The organism is Hwanghaeella sp. LZ110 (genome assembly GCF_048892525.1).
Classification (GTDB): Bacteria; Pseudomonadota; Alphaproteobacteria; order UBA8366; family Aestuariispiraceae; genus Pacificispira.
Map to the genome: position 1 here is coordinate 223,257 of NZ_JBLZHT010000002.1, position 26,622 is coordinate 249,878.

22 protein-coding genes are annotated in these 26,622 nt (G+C 58.5%); 15 read left to right on the forward strand and 7 right to left on the reverse strand.

What is annotated here, in order from left to right:
- Nucleotides 1-5: 5 nt before the first annotated feature.
- Nucleotides 6-2,264 (forward strand): PAS-domain containing protein, encoded by a 2,259-nt coding sequence (locus ACOSDM_RS04780; RefSeq protein ID WP_420723350.1) that lies wholly within the window; start codon nucleotides 6-8, stop codon nucleotides 2,262-2,264.
- A 24-nt stretch (nucleotides 2,265-2,288) separates the two neighbouring features.
- On the opposite strand, the gene ACOSDM_RS04785 is transcribed toward ACOSDM_RS04780, so the two are convergent.
- On the reverse strand, nucleotides 2,289-3,326 hold the full coding sequence (locus tag ACOSDM_RS04785; protein WP_420723351.1) for an NAD(P)/FAD-dependent oxidoreductase: 1,038 nt from the start codon (nucleotides 3,324-3,326) through the stop codon (nucleotides 2,289-2,291).
- 181 nt (nucleotides 3,327-3,507) lie between these two features.
- On the opposite strand from ACOSDM_RS04785, the gene ACOSDM_RS04790 reads away from it, so the two are divergent.
- The 5 genes from ACOSDM_RS04790 to trxA all read left to right on the forward strand — a co-directional run bounded on the left by ACOSDM_RS04790 (nucleotide 3,508) and on the right by trxA (nucleotide 12,334).
- A complete protein-coding gene (locus ACOSDM_RS04790; protein ID WP_420723352.1) occupies nucleotides 3,508-4,521 on the forward strand; it encodes an aminoglycoside phosphotransferase family protein in 1,014 nt (337 codons plus the stop codon).
- On the forward strand, nucleotides 4,518-5,261 hold the full coding sequence (locus tag ACOSDM_RS04795; protein WP_420723353.1) for a nucleotidyltransferase family protein: 744 nt from the start codon (nucleotides 4,518-4,520) through the stop codon (nucleotides 5,259-5,261). Before ACOSDM_RS04790 ends, ACOSDM_RS04795 begins: the two co-directional genes overlap by 4 nt.
- Nucleotides 5,262-5,301: 40 nt before the next feature.
- Nucleotides 5,302-8,358 carry a double-strand break repair protein AddB gene (addB, locus tag ACOSDM_RS04800; protein ID WP_420723354.1) on the forward strand — a complete coding sequence of 1,019 codons (3,057 nt, stop codon included), beginning with the start codon at nucleotides 5,302-5,304 and terminating at the stop codon, nucleotides 8,356-8,358.
- Nucleotides 8,355-11,885: a double-strand break repair helicase AddA gene (addA, locus tag ACOSDM_RS04805; protein ID WP_420723355.1), complete on the forward strand. Its 3,531-nt coding sequence runs from the start codon at nucleotides 8,355-8,357 to the stop codon at nucleotides 11,883-11,885. The genes addB and addA overlap by 4 nt, the downstream gene beginning before the upstream one ends.
- Before the next feature lie 128 nt (nucleotides 11,886-12,013).
- On the forward strand, nucleotides 12,014-12,334 hold the full coding sequence (gene trxA, locus ACOSDM_RS04810; RefSeq protein WP_420723356.1) for a thioredoxin TrxA: 321 nt from the start codon (nucleotides 12,014-12,016) through the stop codon (nucleotides 12,332-12,334).
- Nucleotides 12,335-12,467: 133 nt separating this feature from the next.
- Here the strand turns inward: trxA and ACOSDM_RS04815 are convergent, their stop codons facing one another.
- Nucleotides 12,468-12,662, reverse strand: a complete 195-nt coding sequence (locus ACOSDM_RS04815; protein WP_420723357.1) for a zinc-finger domain-containing protein — start codon at nucleotides 12,660-12,662, stop codon at nucleotides 12,468-12,470.
- A 270-nt stretch (nucleotides 12,663-12,932) separates the two neighbouring features.
- Here ACOSDM_RS04815 and ACOSDM_RS04820 point away from each other — a divergent pair, with 270 nt between their 5' ends.
- Genes ACOSDM_RS04820 through ACOSDM_RS04830 form a run of 3 tightly spaced genes read left to right on the forward strand, consistent with a single transcriptional unit; the run spans nucleotide 12,933 to nucleotide 16,162 of the window.
- Complete coding sequence (locus ACOSDM_RS04820) at nucleotides 12,933-13,931, forward strand: ABC transporter ATP-binding protein (protein ID WP_420723358.1); 999 nt, start codon at nucleotides 12,933-12,935, stop codon at nucleotides 13,929-13,931.
- A gap of 14 nt (nucleotides 13,932-13,945) precedes the next feature.
- Complete coding sequence (locus ACOSDM_RS04825) at nucleotides 13,946-14,938, forward strand: lysophospholipase (protein ID WP_420723359.1); 993 nt, start codon at nucleotides 13,946-13,948, stop codon at nucleotides 14,936-14,938.
- A gap of 33 nt (nucleotides 14,939-14,971) precedes the next feature.
- The gene (locus ACOSDM_RS04830) at nucleotides 14,972-16,162 is read left to right on the forward strand and encodes a pyridoxal phosphate-dependent aminotransferase (RefSeq protein WP_420723360.1); all 1,191 of its coding nucleotides are present in this window, start codon (nucleotides 14,972-14,974) and stop codon (nucleotides 16,160-16,162) included.
- Between the two features lie 3 nt (nucleotides 16,163-16,165).
- Here ACOSDM_RS04830 and ACOSDM_RS04835 read toward each other — a convergent pair whose 3' ends face one another.
- Nucleotides 16,166-18,100, reverse strand: a complete 1,935-nt coding sequence (locus ACOSDM_RS04835) for a transglycosylase domain-containing protein (RefSeq protein WP_420723361.1) — start codon at nucleotides 18,098-18,100, stop codon at nucleotides 16,166-16,168.
- A gap of 199 nt (nucleotides 18,101-18,299) precedes the next feature.
- Between ACOSDM_RS04835 and irrA the strand changes: the two genes are divergently transcribed.
- The 4 genes from irrA (at nucleotide 18,300) to ACOSDM_RS04855 (ending at nucleotide 21,500) form a co-directional block, all read left to right on the forward strand.
- Entirely contained in the window at nucleotides 18,300-18,779 is a 480-nt protein-coding gene (irrA, locus tag ACOSDM_RS04840) for an iron response transcriptional regulator IrrA (RefSeq protein ID WP_420723362.1), read from the forward strand.
- A 209-nt stretch (nucleotides 18,780-18,988) separates the two neighbouring features.
- A complete protein-coding gene (locus ACOSDM_RS04845; protein ID WP_420723637.1) occupies nucleotides 18,989-19,408 on the forward strand; it encodes a rubrerythrin family protein in 420 nt (139 codons plus the stop codon).
- A 102-nt stretch (nucleotides 19,409-19,510) separates the two neighbouring features.
- Nucleotides 19,511-20,869 (forward strand): (Fe-S)-binding protein, encoded by a 1,359-nt coding sequence (locus tag ACOSDM_RS04850; protein WP_420723363.1) that lies wholly within the window; start codon nucleotides 19,511-19,513, stop codon nucleotides 20,867-20,869.
- 46 nt (nucleotides 20,870-20,915) lie between these two features.
- Nucleotides 20,916-21,500 carry a DUF3501 family protein gene (locus tag ACOSDM_RS04855; protein ID WP_420723364.1) on the forward strand — a complete coding sequence of 195 codons (585 nt, stop codon included), beginning with the start codon at nucleotides 20,916-20,918 and terminating at the stop codon, nucleotides 21,498-21,500.
- A gap of 3 nt (nucleotides 21,501-21,503) precedes the next feature.
- Here ACOSDM_RS04855 and ACOSDM_RS04860 read toward each other — a convergent pair whose 3' ends face one another.
- The 3 genes from ACOSDM_RS04860 to ACOSDM_RS04870 all read right to left on the reverse strand — a co-directional run bounded on the left by ACOSDM_RS04860 (nucleotide 21,504) and on the right by ACOSDM_RS04870 (nucleotide 22,631).
- Nucleotides 21,504-21,782: a type II toxin-antitoxin system RelE/ParE family toxin gene (locus ACOSDM_RS04860; protein ID WP_420723365.1), complete on the reverse strand. Its 279-nt coding sequence runs from the start codon at nucleotides 21,780-21,782 to the stop codon at nucleotides 21,504-21,506.
- A complete protein-coding gene (locus tag ACOSDM_RS04865; RefSeq protein ID WP_420723366.1) occupies nucleotides 21,782-22,072 on the reverse strand; it encodes an antitoxin of toxin-antitoxin stability system in 291 nt (96 codons plus the stop codon). Before ACOSDM_RS04865 ends, ACOSDM_RS04860 begins: the two co-directional genes overlap by 1 nt.
- Nucleotides 22,073-22,142: 70 nt before the next feature.
- A complete protein-coding gene (locus ACOSDM_RS04870) occupies nucleotides 22,143-22,631 on the reverse strand; it encodes an SH3 domain-containing protein (RefSeq protein WP_420723367.1) in 489 nt (162 codons plus the stop codon).
- Nucleotides 22,632-22,864: 233 nt separating this feature from the next.
- On the opposite strand from ACOSDM_RS04870, the gene ACOSDM_RS04875 reads away from it, so the two are divergent.
- Nucleotides 22,865-23,851, forward strand: a complete 987-nt coding sequence (locus ACOSDM_RS04875; protein ID WP_420723368.1) for a 2-hydroxyacid dehydrogenase — start codon at nucleotides 22,865-22,867, stop codon at nucleotides 23,849-23,851.
- A 97-nt stretch (nucleotides 23,852-23,948) separates the two neighbouring features.
- A complete protein-coding gene (locus ACOSDM_RS04880) occupies nucleotides 23,949-25,373 on the forward strand; it encodes an MATE family efflux transporter (protein ID WP_420723369.1) in 1,425 nt (474 codons plus the stop codon).
- Between the two features lie 7 nt (nucleotides 25,374-25,380).
- Here the strand turns inward: ACOSDM_RS04880 and ACOSDM_RS04885 are convergent, their stop codons facing one another.
- Nucleotides 25,381-26,622 (reverse strand): aminotransferase class V-fold PLP-dependent enzyme, encoded by a 1,242-nt coding sequence (locus ACOSDM_RS04885; protein ID WP_420723370.1) that lies wholly within the window; start codon nucleotides 26,620-26,622, stop codon nucleotides 25,381-25,383.

The following is a 26,622-nucleotide window of genomic DNA, read 5'->3' on the forward strand; positions in this document are numbered from 1 at the left end:
TGTGCATGATATGGCAAATCGCGGCGGTCGCGGGGGGCGTGTTGACAGTGGCGGTGTTGGTTTTGTTAGCCCGCAACCTGCGTCACAGTCAGGCCCTTAGGGAAGAAAAAGCGACACTGCGCGACCATCTGAATGCATCCCCTTTTGCGTGCCTTATTCTTCAATCAGAGGGATGGTGGCTGAACCAGAAAGCCCAGGAACTCTTAAATCACCCAGACCAAAGCCCTATCGATACGCCGACCCTGTTGGCGTGCATCAATGCCGCACAGCAACAGGCCTTATCCGACTGTCTGGACGCCCTGCGTTACGACCAGAAGCCCTTTTCGCAAAGCTTGGAAACGTCGGGTTTGCAGCGCGCTGTTTATGTAACCGGGATGTGGTCGAATTCCTGTGCGGTTCTGTGGATGCAGGATGAGGGGGCGACGCTGATGTTGACGGAGCGCATGGCTGAAATGGAACACCAGGCGCTGTTTCTGGAAAAACTGCTGGATGCCGTCCCGATGCCAATCTGGTGGCGCGATCCTCAGTCGCTGGATCTGTCCGGGTCGAACAATGCCTATAATACCTTGTTGGGGGTTGGTGATGACCCCAGCCGGGCGCGGGACCTGGCGCGCCTGGCCCAGCGCACAGGCATGGCACAAACGGAAAGCCGTCATCTGGTGCTGGATGGCAGTCGGGTTGCCATTGATGTGACGGAAGCTCCGGTCCAGGGATTTCCAGGTGCGGTGGTTGGGATCGGCCGGGATATGACGGCCCTTGAAAACCTGCAAATGTCCCTGGCCGAGCATATCTCTGTGCAGGATCAGGTGTTGGAGCGATTGACCTCCGCAATTGCGATTTACGGGCCGGATCGCCGCTTGAAATTCTACAATATGGCCTATGCTGAAATGTGGTCCCTGACGCCGGAATTTCTGGACAATCAGCCCAGCGTCAGCACGGTGCTGGAAACGCTCAGACAGCGTGGGATTATTCCAGAAACATCAGACTTTCCGGCCTATAAGAAATCACGGGAGGCATTGTTCACCCATTTGATCGATGCGCGCGAAGACATGATCCATCTGCTCAACGGGCGGACGGTGCATGCCATCATTTCCCCGCATCCATTGGGGGGGCTGATCTATCAGTATCAGGATGTGACCGACCAATTGGCCCTGGAAACATCCCATAATGAATTGATCGCGGTCCAGCGGTCGACCCTTAATTCTCTGTTCGAGGGGGTTTGTGTCTTTGGGCGCGATGGCCGCCTGAAGCTGTTCAACAGTGTGTTTGCCAATATGTTTGATCTGGATATCGACTGGTTGGCCCAAAGCCCGCATATCTCTGCTGCGGCGGAAAAGGCCAAGGGAAAATTGCTGATTGAAGGCGATTGGGACGGCCTGAAGCAAAGAATCATAACCCGAATTTCAGAGCCAAAGGCACGCCAGGGCCGCATGCTTTTAAGCGATATGCGGGTGCTGGATTATGCCTATGTTCCGCTGCCCGATGGGCAATGTCTTCTGTTATATCTGGATGTGACCGATACGACCCGCGTTGCCGAGGCACTGCGCGAGCGCAATCGTGCCCTTGAAAATGCAGATCTGCTGAAAAGCCAATTCATTGCCAATATGTCCTATGAACTGCGCACGCCCTTAAACGCGATTATGGGGTTTGCAGAGCTGTTGAAGATGGAAATGTTTGGCCCCTTGTCGGATCGGCAAAGCCTGTATGTTGATGATATCCTCTCAGCCTCAACCGATCTTTCTGAGCTGATTGGGGAAATTCTGGATCTTGCCGCGGTTCAGGCCGGTTTCATGGAATTGGACCTGCAAAAGGTCGATATTGCCGTCGTAATGCAGGATATTGTTCAGGTGCGGATAGGCAGCAATCCTGCGGATCAGAAAGCTGTTGTTTTTGACGCGATCCACCCGGCACCGATCCTGGCGGATATCCGGCGCATCAATCAGGCGCTGAATTGTTTCATGGATGATGCGCTTTACGTGCTGGATCGGCGCGACACCCTGTCCGTTGCCGTTGCGCATATGGAGGATCAGCAGATCTGTCTGACCATGACTGTTCCGATCCGGAATTTTGACGAACCATCCTGGGCTAAGTCCATTTGCGGCCTGACAGAAAAGGGAATGTTAGAACCTTCGCTGGCGACGGGTGCTGACATCGGGATCAGCCTTGCGCGGTCGCTGATTGCGGCACAGGGTGGGTCCCTGTCAATGACAGACGATAGCCAGACACTGATCTGTACGTTCCCCGCCTGCCCAGCGGATGTTTAGCGAACCGTGCACCACACTATAGGGTTAGTTACCCGGAACCCCCTGTGTCGTGGAATATTCGAAATGCAGCGGCTCATCGGGATAGACAATGCCATGAATGGTGTGCGCGGCCGCCGCCGCATCGGCGAATCCTTGGAGGATCAGCTTCAGCTTACCGGGATACAAGGCAACATCCCCAATGGCAAACAGGCCCGGAATGGCGGTTTCACAACTGGTACGGTCCACCAGGATCGTGTTCTTTTCCACCGCAAAGCCCCAGTCGGCAATCGGTCCCAGCTTCGCCGCCAGACCGAAAAAGGGCAGCAGAATATCCGCGTCCAATGTGCGTTCGCCGCCATCGAAATCTTTCACCGTGACGCCTGATAGGACCCCGTTCTCCCCAACCAGACCGCTGAGCTGATAGGGTGTGACCAGTTCCAGTTTGCCTTGGTCGACCCAGGCCTGCATGCGGTCGACCATATCAGGTGCGGCGCGGAATTTGTCGCGACGATGGACGACATAAACCTTCTGTGCGACCTCTGGCAGGGAGACCGCCCAGTCGACAGCAGAATCGCCCCCGCCTGCAATGACGATGCGCTTATCGCGGAAATCTTCCCGTCGCTTGACCATATAGAAGACGGATTTGCCTTCATAATCCGCCAGATGATCCAACGGAGGGCGGTTTGGACCAAAGGCCCCGCCCCCGGCAGCGATGATAACCGCCTTGCAGCGGAATTGCGTTCCCTTGGATGTCGTCAGGTCAAAGCCGCCATCGGGTCGCACGACCAGTTCGGTGACCTGTTGGTTGACGTGATAGACCGGCTTGAACGGGGCTGCCTGTGCCTCCAGTTTCTCAATCAGCACCGCGCCTTCAATCCGGGGATGGGCGGGGATGTCGAAGATCGGCTTTTCAGGATAAAGCGCAGTGCATTGCCCCCCGACTTCTTCCAAAGAATCAACGACATGGGCGCGAATTTTCAGCATGCCCAATTCGAAAATGGCAAATAATCCAACAGGTCCGGCACCAACAATGACCACGTCGGTTTCAATCGGCGGGTTTTTCGGTGTCGTCTGATCGGTCATATCTGAATTCCTAGCAATGATATCTGGGCAGGGGTGTCTTGGGTTCGTCGCATTCGGGTGATAAGAAAGGTGCCAGACCCAACCCGTCAAGTGTTCTGACGTCGAAATGTGCCGGAAAATCACACTCGCCTTTGCGGAGAATCTCCTCTAACGCTATGGTTTCATATTGGAATTGGGATTTATGACAGGCGATCGCTCTCAACAGATTGACGCGTTTCTGGCAACTGCGGGCTGGTCCGGTGCGGCCCATGATACGTTGGCCGATGATGCCTCTTTTCGGCGGTATGAACGTGTCCGGCTTTCCGACAGGCAGGCCGTGCTGATGGACGCCCCGCCCGATAAGGAAGACACGCGACCCTTTGTGACGGTGGCGCAGATCCTGCGTGATTTGGGGCTCAGCGCCCCGGAAATCCTGGCGCAAGATGCGGATCAAGGCTTTTTGCTGTTGGAAGATTTGGGGGATGATACCTATACCCGCGTGCTGGCGCGGGGTGGGGACGAAGCGGCGCTGTATGCCCTGGCTCTGGAAACCCTGATCCATTTGCACCAGACATTTCCGGTGCGCGATCAGGTGCCCCCCTACACGATTGATAAAATGATGTCGGAAGCGACGCTTTTGATCGATTACTTCTGGCCTGCGATCAAGGGTCAGCCCTGTCCGGAATCCGAACGCGTCCTGTTTCAGGGATTGTGGCGCAATGCCTTGGCCCATGCTTTCGCCGTGCCGTCCAGTCTGGTTCTGCGGGATTATCACGTCGATAATCTGGTCCATCTGCCGGATCGTGACGGGGTTGCCGCATGCGGTCTTCTGGATTTTCAGGACGCGGTCATTGGGCCGATCAGTTATGATCTGGTCTCCCTTTTTGAAGATGCCAGACGGGATGTACCGCTGGACATGGCGAAAGCGCTGATGCGGCGCTATTTTCTGGCCTTCCCGGCCTTGCCCCCGGAGGCCTTGGCGCTGTCCTATGCCGTGATGGGCGCGCAACGGGCGACCAAGATCATCGGGATTTTCACGCGGCTGGATCGACGGGATGGCAAGCCCGGCTATCTGCGCCATATACCGCGTACCTGGCGTTGGCTGGATGGGGGGCTATCCCATCCGATGCTGCGGGATTTGAAATCCTGGTATGATCTGCATTTCCCGCCGGACCTGCGCATCGCGCCAGACAGCCAGCCAGGGACCCTGAAATGACAGCGCCAGTGTCCCCCGCAATCACGACCGCAATGATATTGGCCGCTGGGTTTGGGAAGCGCATGCGTCCCCTGACAAAAACCCGGCCAAAGCCACTTGTTGAATTATGCGGGTCGCCTCTGATCGATTGGACGATGGCGCGGTTGCGGGCGGGCGGCCTGACGCGGTTTGTGGTGAACAGCCACTATCTGGGCGATCAGATCGCGGCCCATTTCAAGAATCAGCCTGACGTGACGCTGTCCCCGGAAGAGGTCATTCTGGAAACCGGCGGCGGTGTGAGAAAGGCGCTGTCAGCCTTGGGGTCTGCCCCTTTTATCACGGCGAATGCTGATATCGTCTGGCTGGATGGCCCGACCCCTGCTGTTGCACGCATGGCTAAAGCATTTGATCCAGACGTAATGGATGTGCTGTTGCTGCTGCATCCGGTGACAACGGCGGCGGGGGATTACACGGGCGTTGGTGATTATACGCTGGATCAGATGGGGGTGGCGGCACGCCGTGTTGAACAGGCCGTTGTGCCCTATCTTTATGCCGGAGTGTCGGTGATGACGCCTGGTATGTTCGAAGGCGCACCTGAAGGATCGTTTTCCTTGAACTGGGTTTTCGACAGGGCGGAACAGGCAGGCCGATTATATGGGCTGGTTCATGATGGGGAATGGTATCATATCGGCACGCCACAGGCCTTGCAGGAGACCCAATGGGTAATCGCGCGCGGGCACACCAAATCCAACACCAGATGATGCTTGTTGCGGTCCTGCGAGTCCCGGTAGTCTTTTACCTGTGAAACACCAATCGCTGTACACAATCGCGCCCGATCGGGCTTTCGTGGACGCCTTGGCGCTGGGTCTTCTGGCCCGGGCAGGCGACGATCCCCTGGCTTTGTCTGATATGTTGGTTCTATTGCCGACACGTCGGGCCTGTCGGTCGCTGCGCGAAGCGTTCCTGCGTCAGGCGGATGGCAAGGCGATGCTGTTGCCCCGGATGCAGCCCGTTGGCGATGTGGATGAGGAAGAACTGGTCCTGACCGCCCCTGGTTCCGCCGCCGGTGCCCTGGCGGAACTGACCGATCTGCCCCCGGCGATATCTGAAACAGAGCGCCTGTTACTGTTGACCGGTCTGGTAAAGGCACAGCGCAACCAGCAGGCCAAATCGGACCCGGCGCTGGACCCGATCGGCCCGGATCAGGCGCTGCTTCTGGCCCGCGAATTGGGGCGGCTGTTGGATCAGGTTCAGACGGAGGGGTTAAGCCTGGATCGGCTGGATGGGCTGGTGCCCGAACTATATGCCGACCATTGGGGTGTGACGCTGGATTTCCTGAACATCATCCGCACGGCATGGCCCGCGCATCTGGCGGAAAGCGGCCTGATGGATCCGGCAGAGCGTCGCAATCGCCTGCTGTTGTCCCAGGCGGAATTGTGGCGCGAATCCCCGCCGACCCATCCAGTCATCGCGGCAGGGTCGACAGGGTCCATTCCCGCTACAGCGCATCTGATTGCAACGGTTGCCAATTTGCCCCAGGGCATGGTCGTTCTGCCCGGTTTGGATCGGGTTCTTGCCCAAGAGGATTGGGGCGCAGTCGTCGAAGATGCGACCCATCCCCAGCATGGTATGGCCGTGCTGTTGGAGAAGCTGGAGGTAACCCGTGCGGATGTGCTGGATTGGCCCGATGCGGGCACCGGTCCGGATCGGACGGCCCGGGTGCGGTTGATCGCGGAGGCTTTGCGCCCGGCGTCAACGACGGAGCGCTGGCGTGGCTTGGCGGAGTCCGGCGGGTTGGATGAATCGGCCTTCGCGGATGTGCAATGGCTGGCTGCCCCATCGCAATCGGCAGAGGCGGAAATGGCCGCGCAATGCCTGCGGGAGGTCTTGGAAACCCCCGGCAAGACCGCAGCCTTGGTGACACCGGATCGCATTCTGGCCCGTCGGGTGGCGGCGCAATTGGATCGTTGGGGGATTCAGATCGATGATTCCGCTGGTCGCCCGCTGGCTCAGACGGAGGCGGGTCGGTTTTTCGTCCTGACGGCAGAGGCGGTTCAGAAGCGATTGGCCCCGGTCGCCCTGTTGGCCCTGTTAAAGCATCCGATGGCGGCATTGGGCGGGCAGCCTGGCGATTTGCGGAAGGCGGTGCGGCATCTGGAAGTCACTGGATTGCGCGGGCCAAAGCCTGCAGGTGGGCCACAGGGCCTGCGCCGGGCCCTGATCGCACGACGCCAGGAAACCCGCAAGCCGCCCAGTGAGGAGTCCATTCAAGCGGCGCTGGGAACCGTGGATGCGATTGAAGCCGCCCTGCAGCCCCTGCTGGCCCTGATGGCGGGGGGTGACATCGGTTTTGATGATCTGCTGACCGCCCATATCCAGGCCGCAGAGGCGCTGGCTGCGACACAGGATAGCCCCGGTGCCGATGCCCTGTGGCGCGGTGAAGATGGGGAGATGCTGGCTGATTTCATCGCTGATCTGATGCCCGCCGCCCCCCTGTTGGGTGCGGTTGGTCCAGGGGATTATGTCGCCCTGATCGATGCGCTGATGGCAGGCAAAACGGTGCGCCCGCGCTATGGCGCGCATCCCAGACTGGCCATTCTGGGACCGCTGGAAGCCCGTTTGCAGCACGCTGATCGCCTGATCCTGGCAGGATTGAACGAAGGGGTATGGCCGCCGGAACCGGGGGATGATCCCTGGATGTCGCGTGCGATGCGCAGTGCCTTTGGCCTGCCCCCGCATGAACGGCGCATTGGTCTGTCGGCGCATGACTTCGCCCAGGCCTTCGCCGCGCCAGAGGTTGTTCTGCTGCGGTCAGAAAAGACCGGTGGGCAACAGACAGTGCCCGCCCGCTGGCTGGAGCGTCTGGCAACGGTGACGGAGCGGCTGGGTCTGGATCCTATCCTGCCCAAGAATAACACGGACAGCCGGCAGCGTATGGACTGGCAACGTCATCTGGACAGCCGGGATCGCCTGCCGATGTTGCAGCCGCCCGCACCACGTCCCCCCGTTGACAAGCGCCCCCGCAGGCTGTCGGCGACGCGCATTGAAACGCTGATGCGCGACCCGTATTCGATCTTTGCCAGTCGCATCTTGAAATTGGATGTGCTGGACCCGTTGGAAAGTGATCTGGGCGCGGCGGATAAGGGAAACATGATCCATTTGGCGCTGGACCGGTTCACCCGCGATTATCCTGATCATTTGCCCCCTGATGCCGCCGCCCGGCTAATAGAGATTGGACGAGACGTCTTTGGGCAGGAGGCATTGGCACGCCCCACTGTGCGGGCCTTCTGGTGGCCACGGTTTGAGCGGATCGCGGTATGGTTCCTGGCTCAGGAAGCAGCAAGACGCCCGAGACTGGCGCAAAGCTATACAGAGATCAGCGGGAAGATTGAAATCGCAGCCCCTGCTGGCCCGTTCCTGCTGACAGCCGAAGCGGATCGCATCGACCGGTATCGCGATGGCGGTTATGCCATTCTGGATTACAAGACCGGCACCATGCCCAACAAAAAGGCCGTAGGGGCCCTGACAGCCCCGCAATTGCCCTTGGAGGCTGCAATATTGAAGAACAGGGGGTTTCTGGACATTCCGCCAGGTCCCATTGTTGAATTGGCCTATTGGAAGCTAAGTGGGGGCGAACCGGCGGGATCGATTCAGATCAATGATGCGGCTGATCCTGATGAATTGGCCCAATTGGTGCGCGACAAGCTGACCGCGCTGATCGCGGCCTATGATGATCCAGACACGGCCTATCCGTCTGTGCCGCGCCCGGGGGAGGCCCCGCGCTTTAACGATTATGCGCATCTGGCCCGTATTAAGGAATGGTCGCTGGGTGGCGATGCGGACGGGGGTGAGTCATGACAGACCCAAGGCCCGATCCCAATCTGACCCAACGCCGTGCTGCGGATCCGAAATCCAGCGTCTGGGTTGCGGCCAGCGCTGGCAGTGGCAAGACAAAGGTTCTGACCGACCGGGTTCTGGCCCTGTTGGTCGATGGGGCCAAGCCGGATGGATTGCTGTGTGTCACCTTCACAAAGGCCGCCGCCGCAGAAATGGCGAACCGCATTCACCGTGAATTGTCAAAATGGACTCGCATGGATGAAGGGGCGTTGAGCACCGCAATCCGCAATCTGGATGGTGGCACAGTGACACCGCAGAAACTGGCGCGGGCCCGACGCCTGTTTGCCCAGGTGTTGGATCTTCCAGGCGGGTTGCGCATCCGCACCATTCACAGTTTCTGCCAGTCGGTTCTGGGCCGCTTCCCGCTGGAGGCCCGCGTCGCACCGAATTTTGAGGCGATGGATGAGCGCCAGGCGGCGGAAGCGATGGAATTGGCGCGCGATACCGTGTTGGGCGCTGCAGAGGGTAATGCGACCTTGAATGCCGCGTTGACGGCGGTGACGGCGCGGGCGGCAGAAGGCACATTCTCCGATCTGATGGCGGGGCTGTCCAGACATCGCGCCTGGCTGGCGCCGGATGCCCTGCGGCGCGTTGGCGGGTTGGATGGGGCAATTGCGGCCCTGCATCAGGCCTTGGGCGCAGAACCGGGTCTGGATGAAGATCAGGTGATCGATGACGCCTGTGCACCGGGCGTGGCAGACGAAGCGGCATTGCGACAGGCCGCGACGGCTCTGCTGGATTTTGGCACAGGTCCGAATCAGGAAAAAGGGCGCATTATCGCGGCATGGCTGGCCGGGGGTCGCGAAACGCGGATTGCAACATTTGATCGCTATATCGGTGCCTATCTGACCAGAAAGTACGAGCCCTTAAAGACCTTATGTGTGAAGGCGGTGGCGGAAAACAGTCCGGCGACGCCCGATGTGCTGTTGGCGGAACAGGACCGGCTGCTGGCGGTCGATCAACGCCTGCGCCGTCAGGCCACGGCGCGCGCCAGCGAGGGTCTGTTGCGATTGGGTGAAGCGGTGCTGCGGGCCTATGAGGCCAACAAACGGGCGACGGCGCGGCTGGATTATGATGACCTGATCCATTTCACCGGCCGTCTGCTGGCCAGGGATACTGTGCCCTGGGTGCTGTTCAAACTGGATGGCGGCCTGACCCATATGCTGATTGATGAGGCACAGGATACCAGCGCCGATCAGCGCGCCATCATTGATGCGCTGGTCACGGAATTTTTTTCCGGCCAGGGGCGTGCGGAACAGGCCCGAACCCTGTTCGTCGTTGGGGATGCGAAACAATCCATCTACAGCTTTCAGGGGGCAGATCCCGAAGGCTATCGCCAGTGGCGCGACAGTCTGACAAACAGCGCCCAGGCGGGCGGACAGGACATTCGCCGGGTGCCGATGGATATCTCTTTCCGCTCCGTCCAGGCCGTTCTGGACGTTGTAGATTCAACCTTTGCCGAAATGCCCGCCCGTGATGGTGTCGTGGAACCAGATGAACCGGCCTTGAAGCACCATGCCTTTCGCACCGGCTTACAGGGTCGGGTCGAGGTCTGGCCCCCCACGGTTCCCCCAGACACGCAGGATGATGATCTGTTCACCATCCCCAGCCTGGAAGGCGGCAGTTCTGCGGACGCGACTCAGACTTTGGCGGAAGGTCTGGCAGAAACCATCAGTGGCTGGATCGGAAACAAGGAAATCCTGCCTGCCAAGGGTCGCCCGATCCGCGCCGGGGATATCCTGTTTCTGGTACAGCGCCGAACGGTCCTGATCGATGCGCTGGTGCGGGAATTGAAACGCCGCAGCATTCCGGTCGCCGGGGTGGATCGGATCACGCTGACGGAACAGATCGCGGTGATGGATCTGCTGGCGCTGGCCCGCGCCTTGCTGTTGCCCCAGGATGACCTGACCTTCGCCTGTTTGCTGAAATCGCCCTTTGTCGGAATGGATGATGACGACCTGTTTCACCTGGCCACGGATCGCGGCGCGCAAAGCCTGTGGCAACGGCTTTCGGCCCTGAAGGCCCAGAATCCGCGTTTTGCGGCGGCAGCACGCTGGTTTGACGGATTGCTGGATGCCACAGACCGGCTGGCCCCCTATGAATTGTTTCAGCGCGCCTTGATTTCCCCCTGTCCCGGCCCTGGAAAAATGGCGACGGACAGTCAATCCTTTACCGGGCGTCAGGCCCTGGTCGCGCGATTGGGGACGGAGGTTGAAGACCCGCTGGAGGAATTCCTGACCCTGACCCTGGACCATGACCGCACCAATACGCCGTCGCTGGAAGGCTTTCTGGCCTGGTTTGCCCGGGGCAATACGGATTTGAAGCGGGATCTGGAGACGGAGGCCCGTGACGAGGTTCGCATCATGACGGTGCATGGCGCAAAGGGGCTACAGGCCCCGATCGTGATCCTGCCCGACGCCATGACGAAAAGCGGTGCGCGGGGCACCCCCCTGCGCTGGCTGTACCATGACAGTGGCTTGCATCTGCCGATATGGACACCCTCTTCGCGCTATGAGGAACCGGTGGCGGCATCCCTGAAGGAGGCTGAAAAGGCCGCAACGGAACGCGAATACCGCCGACTTCTATATGTCGCCATGACCCGGGCGGAGGATCGGTTGATCGTGACCGGGCGTTTGCCCCGAACCACCCCGCCAGAGGGGAACTGGCATGCGCTGGTGAAAAGCGGGTTGGAGCGCCTGGACGGCACAGTAGAAGCCCCCTTCCTGCCATCGGGTGCAGGTGCTGATGGTGCTGCGATTGGGGGCTGGACCGGTGATATCCAATTGTATGAAACCGGCAATCCCGGCACAGAGACTGACAAGAAACCAGATCGTCCGGATCTGATGGACAAAACTGTGCCCCGCTGGCTGACGGCCGCGCCACCGGAAGAACCGGCCCCACCGCGCCCGCTGACGCCCAGTCGACCTGGACTCCTTGATCCGGCTGTACGCTCCCCCTTGCGGGATGATGATCCCTTGCGCTTCAAGCGGGGAAAGCTGATTCACCGTCTTTTGCAGACCCTGCCCGATCTGCCGTTGGTGGATCGCGAACAGGCGGCAATGCGGTATCTGGCCCTGCCGGCCCATGGTTTGATAGAAGAAGAACAATCCGCCCTGTGGCGGGAAACTGATGGTGTTTTGCGCCATGCCGCCTTCGCCCTCTTATTCGGGCCAGACAGCCGGGCAGAGGTGCCATTGGCGGGGCTGGTGTTACAGTCTGGCGAATCACTGGGCCCGTTTGCGGTTTCTGGACAGGTGGATCGACTGTTGATCGCCAGGAATGAGATCCTTGTCGTGGATTATAAGACCCTGCGGCCCGCCCCGACGGAGGCCAGTGCGGTACCTCGTGCCTACCTGGCACAAATGGCGGGATATCGGGCTATTTTACGGCAAATCTATCCAGACCGTGCGGTGCAATGCGCGCTGGTTTTCACGGAAACACCGCGTCTGGTCGCATTGCCCGACGCGGTTCTTGATCGCGTCGCTTGATTCCAACCCGGCCCCTGCTTAGATTCACCCTGAGCATAAATGAGATGCACAAAGTTAACCCGTAACTGTCCGTCCCGCCGACGCTCCCATTCTGGGAAAAGTCCGCGACGGGAATAAGGAGACGCAGTATGAGCACGGTCAAAGTTTCTGATGACGAATTTGAAAGCAAGGTGTTGCAGGCGGACGGCCCGGTCCTGGTGGACTATTGGGCGGAATGGTGCGGTCCCTGCAAATCCATTGCCCCGGCGCTGGATGAAATTTCCGCTGATATGGATGGCAAGCTGACGATTGCAAAGCTGAATATCGATGAAAACCCCCAAACGCCGACGAAATATGGCGTGCGCGGGATTCCGACCCTGATGTTGTTCAAGGATGGTCAGGTGATTGGCACGAAAGTCGGCGCCGCCCCGAAAAGCGCCCTGCAGGACTGGTTGAATCAGCACGTCTAAGACAGGGGCACGTCTAACACTGGGGAAAGTCCCATAAAAAAACCCCCGCGGATGACTGGTCGCGGGGGTTTTGTTTGGCCGTTGTCGGTCTGGCATAGAGCATCTTGTGTGAGCGCATGCGAACGCATGATGCTCAGTGATGGCCGCCCAGCGGGACACCGTCTTTCAGCACAAATTTTTTGTCGCAATAGCCGCATTCGACATAGCGTTCCGGGCCGATCTGCATATAGACCTTGGGGTGGCCCAGGGCACCGCCGCCGCCGTCGCAACTGACGCGGCTGGTTTCGACGATTTCGGTTTCAGGTTCATTGATCGAAGGCGCTGGCATGGTGCGATGCATCCTCTATCCTAAGAGCACGAGTAAGAGGCCGGGAGACCCCAAACCAAAAGTCCATTTGCGTCAGGCCGGTAATGTCGGTGCTTGCCCCAATCGGCCTGTAGGCCTATCTAAGGGCGCAGGCCGACCATCCCGCCCGTTGTTTCGTTATGACCCAGCCACGCCCCCCCGTGCAAGTGTAAATGGGGCGAATGTGTAAATGGGGTGCAACAGCACAGGGCGGGCTGAACCGGTCCAGACTGAAGCTGAAAGAGGATATCCATGCCGCTAGACACCCATATGCATGTCGATGCCGCCACATCGACCGACCCCGACCTGGCGATTGATGCCAAGGGTCTGACCAAGGTCTATCGCGGACAGGGCAAGTCACAGGACAAATTGGCGCTGGATCATATCGATCTGCAAATCCCGCGCGGCAGCCTGTTTGGGTTGCTGGGGCCAAATGGGGCCGGTAAATCGACCTTTATCAATATACTGGCTGGCCTGGTGACGAAAACGTCCGGCAGCGCCCGGATCTGGGGCTATGATGTGACAGATAATCCGCGCATGGCCAAGGCGTCCATTGGTGTCGTGCCGCAGGAATTGAATATCGACCCCTTCTTCACACCAGAAGAAATGCTGGATGTGCAGGCGGGCCTGTATGGCGTTCCAAAGGGGGAACGACGGACCAAGGAAATCCTGGATATGATTGGGCTGGCAGATAAGCGTGATGCTTATGCGCGCACCCTGTCGGGCGGCATGCGCCGTCGTCTGCTGATCGGCAAGGCGCTGGTTCATAATCCGCCGGTTCTGGTGTTGGACGAGCCGACCGCCGGGGTCGATATCGAATTGCGCCGCCAGCTTTGGGAAAATGTCGTCGCCTTGAACAAGCGCGGCACGACCGTGGTCCTGACCACCCATTATCTGGAAGAGGCGGAAGAACTGTGCGATCATATCGGTATCATCAATCAGGGCAAACTGGTTGCCAATGATGACACCCGCAGTCTGCTGGGACGGCTGGATGCCAAGACCGTGCGCGTCACGGTCCGCGAAACCCTGGCCATCGTGCCGGAAAAACTGGCGCAGATGGGGGCAACGATCCACCCACAGGACGGGACCAGTGACGGACCAACCGTCATGACGGTCGCCTATCGCCCGTCCGCCATGACGGCGGGACAGATCATTTCTGCTGTGACTGAGGCCAATTTGCATATTCTGGACCTGTCGACCGAAGAGACCGATCTGGAAGATATCTTCCTGCAATTGACCAAACACGACTGACCCTGGGGCGGCAGATGATCCTGCGCGGCCTCTGCTGTGTCCTGTTGGCGATCCTGGTCTCAGCCTGCGCGCCACGCGTTGAGGGGTTGGGGCCCCTGATTGAAACCCCCAGACTGGCAAATGATGCCTTCATTATGGCCGATGGGTATCGCCTGCCGGTGCTGGAAACCCTGCCACAGGATGGACCGGTTCAGGCGGTTCTGGTCGCGCTGCATGGCTTCAACGATTATTCTCATGCCTTTGCCAAGGCCGCCCCGATCTGGGCCCAGGCCGGGATTGCCGTTTATGCCTATGACCAACGGGGCTTTGGTGCGACCGAAGGACGCGGCCTGTGGCATGGAACAGACGCGATGGTCAGCGACCTTGCCAGCGCAACACAAATCCTGCGCGCCCGATATCCCAAAATTCCCATTGCGGTGCTGGGGGAAAGCATGGGGGGTGCGGTGGCATTGACCGCGATCACTTCCGACAGCCTGCCCCATCCCGATGTGGACCGCACGATCCTGTCCGCCCCGGCAGTATGGGGCCGTGCCGTTATGCCCTGGTGGCAGCGTTGGCCGCTATGGGCGATGTCCTATACCCTGCCCTGGCTGGAGGTCGCGCCCCAAATTCGCCGGACCCCGTCGGACAATATTCCCATGCTGCGGGCGCTGGCGCGGGACCCGATGATGATCCGGCGCACCAGAATCGATGCGATCCACGGTCTGGTGGACCTGATGGACAGCGCTTATGCCGGGATTCCCCAATTGGGGGATAATGTCCTGCTGTTGTATGGATTGAATGAGGATATCCTGCCCGATACGGCCTGGCAGGGGGCGGTTTCCCGCCTGACACCGGGGGCAGGGTGGCGATTGGCATTGTATGATACGGGCTATCATATGTTGATCCGGGATTTGAATGCGGATCTGGTGATCAGGGATATCACCAGCTTTGTTCTGAATCCCGACTCCCGCCTGCCATCCGGGCGGGAACGTGACGGACTGGACTTGCCCCGGTCGGTGAATTGACAGATTGTGCGCCGGTTAAAATCGGAGGATTGCATGCGGTATTCAGACAATGCGAAACGGTTTGGTGGCATGGGCGACGATGCCTGGGAAATCCATCGGCGTGCCTGGGTCAAGGAAGCGGCGGGGGAACCTGTGATCGTCCTGTCAGCGGGCGAAGAACGCTCTGCCACAACGCCGCCTGCCATTGTCGCCGCTGCGAAACAGGCCCTGGATGCGGGGCGGCATCACTATTCACCCCTGACCGGGTCGGATGCCCTAAAGGCCGCCGTGGCGGCACGTCATCTTGCGCTGACGGGTCAAAGGGTCACGCCTGACAGTTGCTGTATCCTGGCGGGTGCCCAGAATGCCCTGTATTCCGTGCTGGTCTGTCTGGCTGGCGTGGGGGATGAGGTCATTGTCCCCGAACCCTATTATGCCACCTATCCTGGCGTCTGTCGTGCCGGGGGGGCAACCATGGTCACCGTACCCTGTGATCCAGAAGCAGATTTTGTTGTAGATCCTGAGAGAATTGCCGCGGCGATCACGCCCAATAGCCGCGTCATTCTGTTGAACAGCCCGAATAATCCGACCGGCGCGATTTATCCCAAAGCGGTGCTGGAAGCGATTGCGGATCTGGCCAAGAAGCATGACCTGTGGGTGGTTTCGGACGAGGTGTATGCGGATTTCGTTTATGATGCGACCCATGTGGCGATTGGCGCGCTGCCCGGCATGGCGGATCGCACCGTGACCCTGGGGTCGATGTCCAAGGCCTATCGGATGAGCGGCTGGCGCGTTGGTTGGATGGTCGCCAATCCAACCCTGGCCGGGATCATTACGGATATGGCCAGTTGCACGCTGTATGGCATTCCCCCCTTCATTCAGGATGCCGCACTGGCCGCCTTGATCGATGAAACCGGAGAGATTGAATCAGATCGGGCCAGCATGTTGGCCGATTACCGTGCCCGTCGCGATCTGGTCTGTGAGCATCTGGCCAATATTCCGGGCCTGACGCTGCGCTATCCGGCGGCGGGGATGTTTGTCATGGTCGATGTTCGGGGAACCGGTCTGGATGATTTCACCTATGCCGCCCGTTTGCTGGATGAAGAGAATGTCGGGGTGATGACCGGAACAGCCTTCGGGCCCAGCGCAATCGGGCATATCCGTCTGGGCCTTGTGGCTAGTCAGGAGAAACTGGCGGAGGCCTGTATGCGCATTCGGCGATTCACCCTGTCCCTGGCGGCATAAGCCTTAATTCAAGGGCTGGATCGGCTGGCCCTGCATGGCCTGCATCATAAAGGCCCGCCACATCTGGGCGGGATACAGGCCGCCATAGACGCCATCGCTGGCCCTGCCATTGTCGTTGCCCATCCAGATGACCGCAGCCAATTGCGGCACATAGCCAGCAAACCAGGCATCCTTATAGTCCTGCGTCGTGCCCGTCTTTCCTGCGGCAGGGCGGTCCGGCAGGGCGGCGGCCTTGCTGGTGCCCCAGGCGACGGAGGCGCTGAAGACATCATCGGCCATCGCGACGACCTGGGGGGAGAGGATGCGCGCGCCCTGGGTCGTGCCCCGTTCATAAATCACGGACCCATCGGCGGCATCGCGGATACGCCGGATGACATAGGGCGTGGCGGCATATCCCCGACCGGCCAGGGTCGCATAGGCTCCGGCGATCTCCATCGGGCTGACTTCATACACGCCCAAGGCCAGTGAAGGGTCGGGGGACAGCGGCGCAGTAATGCCAAGCCGCCGTGCCATATCAACAACCTTGCCCCGCCCGACGGTTTCCATCGCAGCGACCGCCACTGTATTAATCGATCGCGCGACCCCTTCTCGCAGGCTGACCACACCCCGATGCCCGACCCCCGCATTGCGCGGGGTCCAACCTTCAATCGGCGCGATACGATCATCAATGGGGCTGTCTGGGGTAAGACCCCCTTCAAAAGCAGCCAGATAGACGAACAGCTTAAAGACAGACCCTGGCTGGCGTTTGCCATGTACGGCGCGGTTAAAGGCGGATTTCTGCCGGTTGGCCCCACCCAATAGGGCTGAAACCGCGCCATCGGGCCGCATTGCGACAAAGGCCAGTTCGCCCGCCCCTTTTTCGCGCGCCAGGGGGCCAATTGTGGTCGCAGCGGCCTCTGCGGCGCGCTGCAGGTCCGGCTCCAACGTGGTTTCCACCAGGATGTCGCGGTCCACACCGCCCAGAATATCTGCGGCGCGATCAAAGGCCCATTCCGCCAGCCAGCGCGTCTGCGCCCCTGATGCATCGGTGGCGACAGTTTCAACACGGCTCTGTTTGGCGGCGTCGGCGGTGGCCTGTGTGATGAACCCGGCGCTGACCATATCATTCAGCACTTCGCGGGCGCGGCGGGCGGATTGTTCCGGTGCCCGGAAGGGGTTCAAGGCGGACGGGGCCTTGGGCAGTCCCGCCAGCACGGCGGATTGCCAAAGGCTCAATGCGGCGGCAGGCTTTCCGAAATACCGCCTGGCCGCTGCGTCAACGCCATAGGCACCGGCTCCCAGATAGATGCGGTTCAGATAGATTTCCAGGATCTTGTCCTTGCCATATCGCGCCTCCAGCCAAAAGGCCAACAACGCTTCCTGCACCTTGCGCCGCAAGGTTCGCTCGCGCGACAGGAACAGATTCTTGGCAAGCTGTTGCGTCAGCGTGCTGCCCCCCTCCCGAACGCCCCCGGCGCGCAGATTGCTGACAATCGCCCGGATCACCCCAATTGGGTCGACCCCCGGATGATAATAAAATCGCCGGTCCTCCGTCGCCAGCAAGGCCTGGGGCATGTAGGGCGGCAAGTCGGACAGGCTGACCCGCAGTCCATATAAATCCCCAACCTTCATCAGGGACGCGCCATCAGAGGCGACAATTGTGACGGCAGGCTGGCGATTGTCCTGGGCCAGAACAGTGCTGGGGTTGGGCATGTCCCAGGCAAACCAGCCTATGACACCTGCACCCAGCACCAGTCCCCAGATGATCAGGGACACAAATCCCCGAACGACGCGGGGCCAGCGCCGGGGTTCCCGGCTGCCGCCGCCCCGACGCAGGGCGGGTATCTTCCTTTTTCCGGTTTTTGTCTGCTTCGATTGCGCAGGCGCAGCTTTCCGGGGCGCAGCCTTTTTCGCACCGGATTTGCGGGGGGATGATTTCTTGCCGGTCTGTCGGGTCATAGGGCCGATATAGCGTATCACATCAGAAAAATCGCGATATATTGTGGGGGGTTGGTCGAATTTTTTCTGAAAATCAGGGAGAATTGGGCTAACTTTGAATTGGTGTTGTTCTAGAAAAAGGCATAGAGTATTGTGATTACGGTTGAATTTGATCCGTTGCGATGCAACATCAGGATCAAATCACGAAGGAGACTGTCGGATGCCCGACGATCAGACCGGTAAGACTGTCACAGATGGGACTTTAGAGGCAGCAGGAAGCACTCCTGGTGTCCAGCGCCCCTATGCCGATGCCCTGTTGCGGTTAAAGCAGGTCGGCTTGCGCCCGACACGCCAGCGCATGGCTTTGGCGAAACTTCTGTTTGATGGCGGCGATCAGCATATCACGGCGGAAGATCTGCACGGGATGGCCCGCAAGGCGACGGTGAAGGTCTCTTTGGCGACGGTTTACAACACGCTGCATCAATTTACCGAATCCGGGCTGCTGCGCGAAGTCGTGGTGGGTCCTGGTCGCTCTTACTTCGACACCAACACCCATGCACACCATCATTTCTATGTGGAGCCTGTGGGGGAACTGGTGGATATCCCCGTCGATTCGGTGGAATTGAGTCGTTTGCCCACGCCCCCCGACGGGACCGTGATGGATCGCGTTGATGTCATTATCCGTGTGACACGGCCGTGAGTTTGGTAAGCGTTCCGTAACAAAATCATCCCAATATTTTCTAGTTTAGAATTGTTTTAAACTGTTGACGTGGGTTTTCCCTGCGCTAGGATATCTGTGTCCCGACGTAATCGGGGCGTTAGACGCCCTTGCGGCGGTTAGCGGATAGTACACCACGTACATTGCCCTTTTCTGTTTGGTTGGGCGGTGTTCAACGGATCAGGAGGATGATCATGTCCCTTAAAGGCAGCAAAACCGAAAACAATCTGAAAGACGCGTTTGCGGGCGAAAGCCAGGCAAACCGCCGCTATCTCTATTTCGCCCAAAAGGCGGATATTGAAGGCTATAACGACGTCGCCGCCGTTTTCCGCTCAACGGCGGAAGGTGAAACCGGCCACGCCCATGGCCATTTGGAATATCTGGAAGAAACCGGCGACCCGGCAACGGGCGAGCCGATTGGCGAAACCTCGCTGAATCTGAAAGCGGCCATCGTTGGCGAAACCCATGAATACACGGATATGTATCCGGGCATGGCGCGCACGGCCCGCGAAGAAGGCTTTGACGAGATCGCCCAATGGTTCGAAACCCTGGCGAAGGCTGAAAAGTCTCACGCCGGTCGTTTCCAGAAAGCATTGGACTCGATGGACTAAGTGTCTGTCAGAAGGGGGCGGTAGCGGCAAATTCCGGTACCGCCTCTCTTCTCTTTGCTCGTAAAGAGCTCTCTTATTCAGTCTTGAAATCAGGAGACGGAAATGCGGGAAGGCAGTTTGGACGCGCCAATGCGCCATCCAATCGGGTGGGATGATCCGGATTTCTATGACGAGGAAAAGCTGGATGCGGAATTGCGCCGGGTGTTTGACATCTGCCATGGCTGCCGCCGCTGCTTTAACCTGTGTGACAGCTTCCCGCGGCTGTTCGACCTGATCGATGCCGCGCCGTCGGAAGAGTTGGACACGGTTGATTCTAAAGATTTCAAACCGGTCGTGGATGCCTGCACCCTGTGCGACATGTGTTTCATGGTGAAATGCCCCTATGTCCCGCCGCACGAATTCAATCTGGATTTTCCCCATCTGATGCTGCGCTATCGGGCGGTGGAAAATAAGAAGGGCCTGCGCGGCGGACTGGAAGCGCAACTGACCAAGACCGACCGCAATGGCAAGCTGGGAACATCCTTAGCCGGCTTGGCGAATTGGGCAACAGATCGCGGCAATGGATTGACCCGGGGCGTGATGCAATCGGTCGCGGGGGTCCATAAGGACGCGGCCCTGCCACCGTTTGCGGGCAAGACCCTGGTGGATATGGCGAAGGATTTCCCGAAGGCTGATCCGACAGGTCCTGGCGCCGGCCAGAAGGCCGTGATCTATGCCACATGCTATGGCAATTACAACACGCCCCAGATTGGCGAGGCTGCGATGAAAATCCTGGCCAAGAACGGGGTGGAATGCGAGGTCGTCTATCCGGAATGCTGTGGCATGCCGCAAATGGAACAGGGCGATCTGGGCACCGTTGCGGGTAAGGCGAAAAATGTTGCCAAGGCCCTGCGCCCCTATATCGATCAGGGATATGATGTGATTGCCCTGGTGCCATCCTGCGCCCTGATGCTGAAATTCGAATGGCCGCTGCTGGTTCCAGAGGATCCGGATGTGAAGGCCTTGTCCGGGGCGTCGCACGATATCTCGGAATATGTCGTCGCGCTGTCCAAACAAAAGGGTCTGGCAGAAGGGTTGCAGCCTCTGGATGGTCCGATCTCCATTCATATCGCCTGTCATGCGCGGGCTCAGAATATGGGCCAGAAGGGGGCTGAACTGGCCCGCCTGATCCCCGACACCCGCATTGCGGCGGTGGAGCGCTGTTCCGGCCATGGTGGTTCATGGGGGATAATGAAGGACACTTTCGATGTCGGCATGAAGGTTGGAAAACCGGTCTTCAAGCAGATGCAATCTAAGGGCAAGGCGAAATATATCGCATCAGAATGTCCTCTGGCGGGTCTGCATATTGAACAAGGCATCGCCGCCGCCCCGGAAACGCCGGAGGGGGAGGGTGAATATACAAAACCCGAACTGGCCGCCCACCCGATTGTGCTGTTGGCAAAATCCTATGGATTGATGTGAGCGCCAAGCTTACCAAATTGAAAGTCAGAGCAAACAGATGGAATACATGATGAAAACTGAGATCACCAAAGCCGATATCCTGCCCCTGCCGGACTATATCAAGGTTCGGAAAGAGCGCCATGCCGCGCTGATCGCGCTGAAGAAGATGCGCCGCATCGAAATTGGCCCGGTCGCGACCTGCTATTTCGAAAACTACGACACGATGCTGCATCAGGTGCAGGAAATGCTGTATATCGAAAAGGGCGGGGACGAGCAGGTTGAGGATGAACTGCGCGCCTATAATCCGATGATTCCAAAGGGGAAGGAGCTGACCGCCACGGTGATGTTCGAAATCGATGAACCGATCCGCCGCAAGAATTTCCTGTCGCGCCTGGGTGGGGTGGAAAACACCATGTTCATCCGCTTTGGCGATCATGAGGTTATGGGCGTCCCGGAAGAAGATCTGGACCGCACCACCGCCGACGGCAAGGCATCATCGGTTCAATTCATCCATTTCCCCTTCACCGATACCCAGATCGCGGCCTTCAAGTCGGCGGCGCAAGTGCTGGTCGGTTTCAGCCACGACCAATATGGCCACATGGCCGTCCTGACCGACGCGTCCCGCGACGCCCTGGCGAAGGATTTTGGGTAGGGGTTACAAAGGTGGCCACTGTCTGGATGTATGGACTAAGGCCAAAATCCAGACAGTCGTCCCGTTCACTTCATAAATCACGCGAAAGTGCTTCTCTAGGATAAGTTCTCTCGTGCCACTTATGAGCCCCTGGGTGCCCATTGTTGGAAAATCGATCAGTTTGGAAACAACCTCAACCAACCGATCATCTAAAGTGATCGCGGCGGATGGATTATCAGCGGCGATGTATTCAAATACCGCCAAGCGGTCTTTCTCTGCCTCTGGAGTCCAAATTATCTCCATTAATTTTTAGGTACCAACGTGTCTCTCAGCACCTGCTTCCGACTCTCGAATTCTGAATTGGTCGCTGTGTGCGTTTTTCCGGATTTAGCGGCGACTGATTGCCGTGCTGCTGAGACCTTTCTTTCCAGATAGGCTTCGTAACCCGCCTTTTCCTTTTGTTGCTCAATGAAATCGCGCATCAACTCGCGAACGACTTGTGATGCCGGGCGGTGCGTTGCCTCTGCCGCCTGTTTAAAGGCTGCATGTAGATCTGGTTCCAGCTTTAGCGTAAATACGGAATCCTTCTGCATAGCACGCTCCTTCGTCAGAAAAGATCATGACGAAGTATATACTTTATCAGTATGCGAATTAAAGGACCTTCTACTGCAGCACCTCGCCGGGATCGATGCCCCAGACGTCGTTGCGGTCCAGCCAGCCGTCATAGCCTTCGACAGTGACCAGGCACCAATCGGGTTCGCACAGTTCGATGCGGGCAACCATGCCCTGGGCCAGGCGCGCGACAGCGGGAGACGCGGCGGCTGACAGGCGGCGAAGGGTGGTTTCCGGTGCCGTGACGATCACCGTCCGCCGGGAGCTTAACAGTGCGAAATGGACCCAGCCTTCATCCCCCTCCCAATCGCGAATTTTCCGCCACTTATCGAATTCTGCGATGACCTGAACCGGCATATCCATGCGATGATAGACCCACCGAATGGGGTAATCCACGCCGGGGCCGGTTCGGGCATTTGCTTCTGAGGCCTTGATAGAGACCATACGGGGCACTGGCTGGCCGCTGGATTGCGCTGCCAGCGGGCCTGGCGCAAGGGCCAAGGTCAAAAGCAAAGAGAGAAGTGTGAAAATGCGGCGCATGTTTTCCTTAAGGGAGTGACAAGCAGGGTCAATCGGTTTCCTATAGCGTGATTCTCCTATAAAGAAAGCGTTGGACCTTGGTTCATAGCGACGCAGGACCGTATCAGGCTGGTTTTTGACTCAAAATCAGTGTTTTTGAACTGAGAATTACGACTGAAACAATAAAGCCCGTCGCTTGCGCCAGATTGCGGAACAAACGGGCGGGGCAGTGTTAGGGAACGGATGGAATTGTCATGACGTATAGGAAGCCGAAAGTCATCGTCACGCGCAAGCTGCCGGATATCATTGAAACCCGGATGATGGAGCTGTTTGATTGTGAGCTGAACCTGGTTGATGAGGCTTTTACCCGCGACCAGATGCTGGATGCGGTTTCGCGCGCGGAAATTCTGGTCCCAACTGTAACCGACAAGATTGACAAAGACATACTGGATGCGGCTGGCGACAGCCTGAAAATGATCGCCAGTTTTGGCACCGGCGTGGACCATATTGATTTCGCCATCGCCCGCAAACGTGGCATCGTTGTGACCAATACCCCAGATGTGCTGACCGAAGACACCGCTGATATGACCATGGCGCTTATCCTGTCGGTTCCCCGCCGTCTGGTGGAAGGGGAGCAATTGGTGCGCGAGGGCAAATGGACAGGATGGAGCCCAACGGGAATGTTGGGCCATCGTATTCATGGCAAGCGGCTGGGCATTATCGGCATGGGTCGGATCGGCACCGCCGTTGCGCGCCGGGCCAAGGGGTTTGGCCTGTCTGTCCATTATCATAATCGCAACCGGGTGGCCGAAGACGTCGAACACGCGCTGGAGGCGACCTTCTGGTCGTCCCTGGATCAGATGATTGCGCATATGGATATCCTGTCGATCAATTGCCCCCATACGCCTGCAACCTATCATTTGTTGAATTCACGCCGCCTGGATCTGATGAAAAGCCATGCCTATGTGGTGAACACGTCGCGCGGGGAAGTCATCGACGAAGGGGCCCTGGTCAAGGCGCTGTCCCAGGGACAGATCGCCGGTGCGGGCCTGGATGTTTATGAAAATGAACCCGCCGTGAATCCAAAATTGATCAAGCTGTCAAATGTCGTTCTGTTGCCGCATATGGGCTCTGCAACGATTGAGGGCCGGATCAATATGGGAGAACGCGTTATCATCAACATCAAAACCTATGTCGATGGGCACAATCCCCCGGACCGGGTTATCGATACAATGTTCTAGGACTGTATTACAGTGACCTTGAGGTGTAGTTTTAAAAGGTTGGAATTTTTATTCTCTTTTTGCTTGCATAAATCTCAGGCTCAGGTCACCTAAGGTCATGAGCGAAAATTCACAACCCGCGCCGTATTCCTCCCCCCAGCGCGCATCTGGGCAATCCGGCCTGTCGTGGTTTTTTAGCCGGTTCAACCGACACACCCATGAGCTATTCCGTCTTGCCGGGCCGGTGGTTATCAGCCGTGCCGGCATTCTGACCCTGGCGCTGACCGATACCATCATGTTGGGGCCATTGGGGGCGGAAGAAGTGGGTCGTTATGGCCTGGGAACCTCTGCTTTCATCCTCTTGCTGGTCTGTGGCATCGGATTGATGTTCGGAACTGTGGTGGAAACCAGCCACTTGCGCGGTGCGGGTCGGGTTGCAGAAACCGGACAGGTTTGGCGTCGTGCACTGCCCTATGGCATCGTCCTGGGTATTGTCGGCGTTGTTATGACACAGTTCGCTGAAACCTATTTTCTGCTGGTCGGACAGGATCCCCACCTCGCGAAAATCAGCGCCAGTGTGACCCATATTCAGGGGATCGGTCTGTTGCCCCTGATGATTTATATGGCCAGTAATTACTACCTGGAGGCGATGGGGCGACCGGTCCCAGGCATGATCATTGTCTGGGGTGTCAATCTTGTGAACATCCCTCTGAATCTGTGGCTGATCCATGGCGGGTTGGGGGTAGAAGGGGCAGATGGTGCCGCCCTGGCGACCACGATCTGTCGCACCCTGATGATGATCGGGGTGACAGGATATGTCTGGTATCTGGGCGGTCGTCAGGAATATGGCATTCGCCAGCGTCCTCAGCCTGGTTGGATTGCTGGCGGGAAGGTCATGCGCCGACACGGCTATGCCGCAGGTCCTGCCTATGCCGCGGAAAGCGGGGCGTATCATGTATTGCATATCTATGCCGGTTGGATGGCCGCGAACGAGCTTGCCTCGTTTACCGTGAATATGAATCTGTTATCGATGATCTTCATGATATCGCTGGGCATCGCCAATGCGACAGCGGTTCGCGTCGGGGTTGCCCATGGTCGCCGGGACTGGCCGGATCGCGCCCTGGCGGGCTGGACGGGCATGTTCTGGAACATGGTCCTGTTACTTCCCATAGCCGTTATCCTATGGTTCCTGCCTGAACAGACCATGGCCTACATGTATCAGATCACCGATGAAAAACTACTGCATGTCATGGCGCCCGCAACCATGTTGGTCGGTGTTGCGATGATGTTGGATGGCGGTCAGTTCACACTGGCCAATGCATTGCGGGGCACGGGCGATAAATGGTCCCCCACATTTATAAATCTGGTCGGCTTTATCGGCTCGATGATCCCTGCCGCTTATATTATCGGTATTGTGATGGAACGCGGCGCACAGGGGCTGTATGAGGCGATCCTGTTAGGGGCGACCCTGGCCTGTATCGTCCTGGTGGTTCGGTGGACCTGGGTTTGCGCCAAGCGCGCCCGGCAGTCAGACACACTTTAACGCGGTTCTAGGACAGCAATGCGTCCAGGGCGTTCGTCAGGCGGTCCACTTCCGGAACGGTGGAATAATGCACCATTGAGACGCGCAGGACACCGATTTCAGGATCAATGCCCAGGGCTTCGACACAGCGTCGCCCATAGAAATGGCCTGCCCCAACGCATAGACCCCGTTCCGCAAGGGCGATTGCCAGCGCCTCTGGCGAATGTCCCGGAATATCCAGCGAAAATGTCGCCGCCCGCCGTGCCGGGTCAGACTCCCGCCGTCCAATCAGGCGGATCTCCGGACGGGCTTCCAGCCAGGCCAGAAACCGCGCCATGACCGTTGCTTCCTGCTGCTGGAACAGCGTGTAAACCTGAACCGCCCGGCTGCGTGGATCATTGGAGGGGGTGTCGAAATGGTGGTCGTGGACCGTATCCAGATAATCCAGAATGCCGCCAATCGCGCCTGCGGATTCGTAATTGGTGCCGCCAGGATTCAGCATCGCAGCGCCATTGCCATCATGAAAAAAGTGGTTCTGGTTGGCGACCGCATCGATGCGGGCCTTCTTGCCATACAACATGGCCAGATGCGGGCCGTATAACTTATAGAAGCTGAACATATAAAAATCGACATCCAGCGCCACCAGATCGGGCAGGGTATGGGCCACGGCAGCAACGCCATCGACCACCACCATCGCCCCGGCTTGATGAGCCTGGCGGGTGATGGCCGCCACATCATTAATTGACCCAACGATATTGGATACATGGGGAAAGGCGACCAGCTTGACCTTACCATCTGCAAGCAGGGGCGTCAGATCCGCCGGGTCCAGGTCGCCCGTCTTTGGATCAATGCGCCATTCACGAACGTCGATACCCGTATCGGCCAAACGCCGCCAACAGCCGCCATTGGCTTCATGATCCTGATTGGTGACAACAATCGCATCACCGTCCGCCATGCCGGGCCGCAAGGCATGGGACAGGACATAGGCATTCAGCGTGGTTGACGGTCCGATGACCAATTCGTCCGGGTTGATGTTAAACAGCGCGGCAATGCCCTTCTGGGCCTTGTCGATCTGGGCCTTACCCCGTTTTGCCGCAGCAAAGGGCCATTCCGGCTGGGTCTGGCTGTCGCGCATGAAATGCGACATGGCCTGGATCACCTGTTGGGGCACATAAGATCCACCAGCGCTTTCGAAATAGGCATCCGCCTCAGTTTGCGCCAGCAGGGGAAATTGCGAACGGCAAAAATCTACATCCAGAATATCGCTCAA

Coding starts and splice junctions, on each gene's coding strand:
- ACOSDM_RS04780 (WP_420723350.1), top strand. CDS start 6: ATGATATGGCAAATCGCGGCGGTCGCGGGGGGCGTGTTGACAGTGGCG.
- ACOSDM_RS04785 (WP_420723351.1), bottom strand. CDS start 3,326: ATGACCGATCAGACGACACCGAAAAACCCGCCGATTGAAACCGACGTG.
- ACOSDM_RS04790 (WP_420723352.1), top strand. CDS start 3,508: ATGACAGGCGATCGCTCTCAACAGATTGACGCGTTTCTGGCAACTGCG.
- ACOSDM_RS04795 (WP_420723353.1), top strand. CDS start 4,518: ATGACAGCGCCAGTGTCCCCCGCAATCACGACCGCAATGATATTGGCC.
- addA (WP_420723355.1), top strand. CDS start 8,355: ATGACAGACCCAAGGCCCGATCCCAATCTGACCCAACGCCGTGCTGCG.
- trxA (WP_420723356.1), top strand. CDS start 12,014: ATGAGCACGGTCAAAGTTTCTGATGACGAATTTGAAAGCAAGGTGTTG.
- ACOSDM_RS04815 (WP_420723357.1), bottom strand. CDS start 12,662: ATGCCAGCGCCTTCGATCAATGAACCTGAAACCGAAATCGTCGAAACC.
- ACOSDM_RS04820 (WP_420723358.1), top strand. CDS start 12,933: ATGCCGCTAGACACCCATATGCATGTCGATGCCGCCACATCGACCGAC.
- ACOSDM_RS04825 (WP_420723359.1), top strand. CDS start 13,946: ATGATCCTGCGCGGCCTCTGCTGTGTCCTGTTGGCGATCCTGGTCTCA.
- ACOSDM_RS04830 (WP_420723360.1), top strand. CDS start 14,972: ATGCGGTATTCAGACAATGCGAAACGGTTTGGTGGCATGGGCGACGAT.
- ACOSDM_RS04835 (WP_420723361.1), bottom strand. CDS start 18,100: ATGACCCGACAGACCGGCAAGAAATCATCCCCCCGCAAATCCGGTGCG.
- irrA (WP_420723362.1), top strand. CDS start 18,300: ATGCCCGACGATCAGACCGGTAAGACTGTCACAGATGGGACTTTAGAG.
- ACOSDM_RS04850 (WP_420723363.1), top strand. CDS start 19,511: ATGCGGGAAGGCAGTTTGGACGCGCCAATGCGCCATCCAATCGGGTGG.
- ACOSDM_RS04855 (WP_420723364.1), top strand. CDS start 20,916: ATGATGAAAACTGAGATCACCAAAGCCGATATCCTGCCCCTGCCGGAC.
- ACOSDM_RS04860 (WP_420723365.1), bottom strand. CDS start 21,782: ATGGAGATAATTTGGACTCCAGAGGCAGAGAAAGACCGCTTGGCGGTA.
- ACOSDM_RS04865 (WP_420723366.1), bottom strand. CDS start 22,072: ATGCAGAAGGATTCCGTATTTACGCTAAAGCTGGAACCAGATCTACAT.
- ACOSDM_RS04870 (WP_420723367.1), bottom strand. CDS start 22,631: ATGCGCCGCATTTTCACACTTCTCTCTTTGCTTTTGACCTTGGCCCTT.
- ACOSDM_RS04875 (WP_420723368.1), top strand. CDS start 22,865: ATGACGTATAGGAAGCCGAAAGTCATCGTCACGCGCAAGCTGCCGGAT.
- ACOSDM_RS04880 (WP_420723369.1), top strand. CDS start 23,949: ATGAGCGAAAATTCACAACCCGCGCCGTATTCCTCCCCCCAGCGCGCA.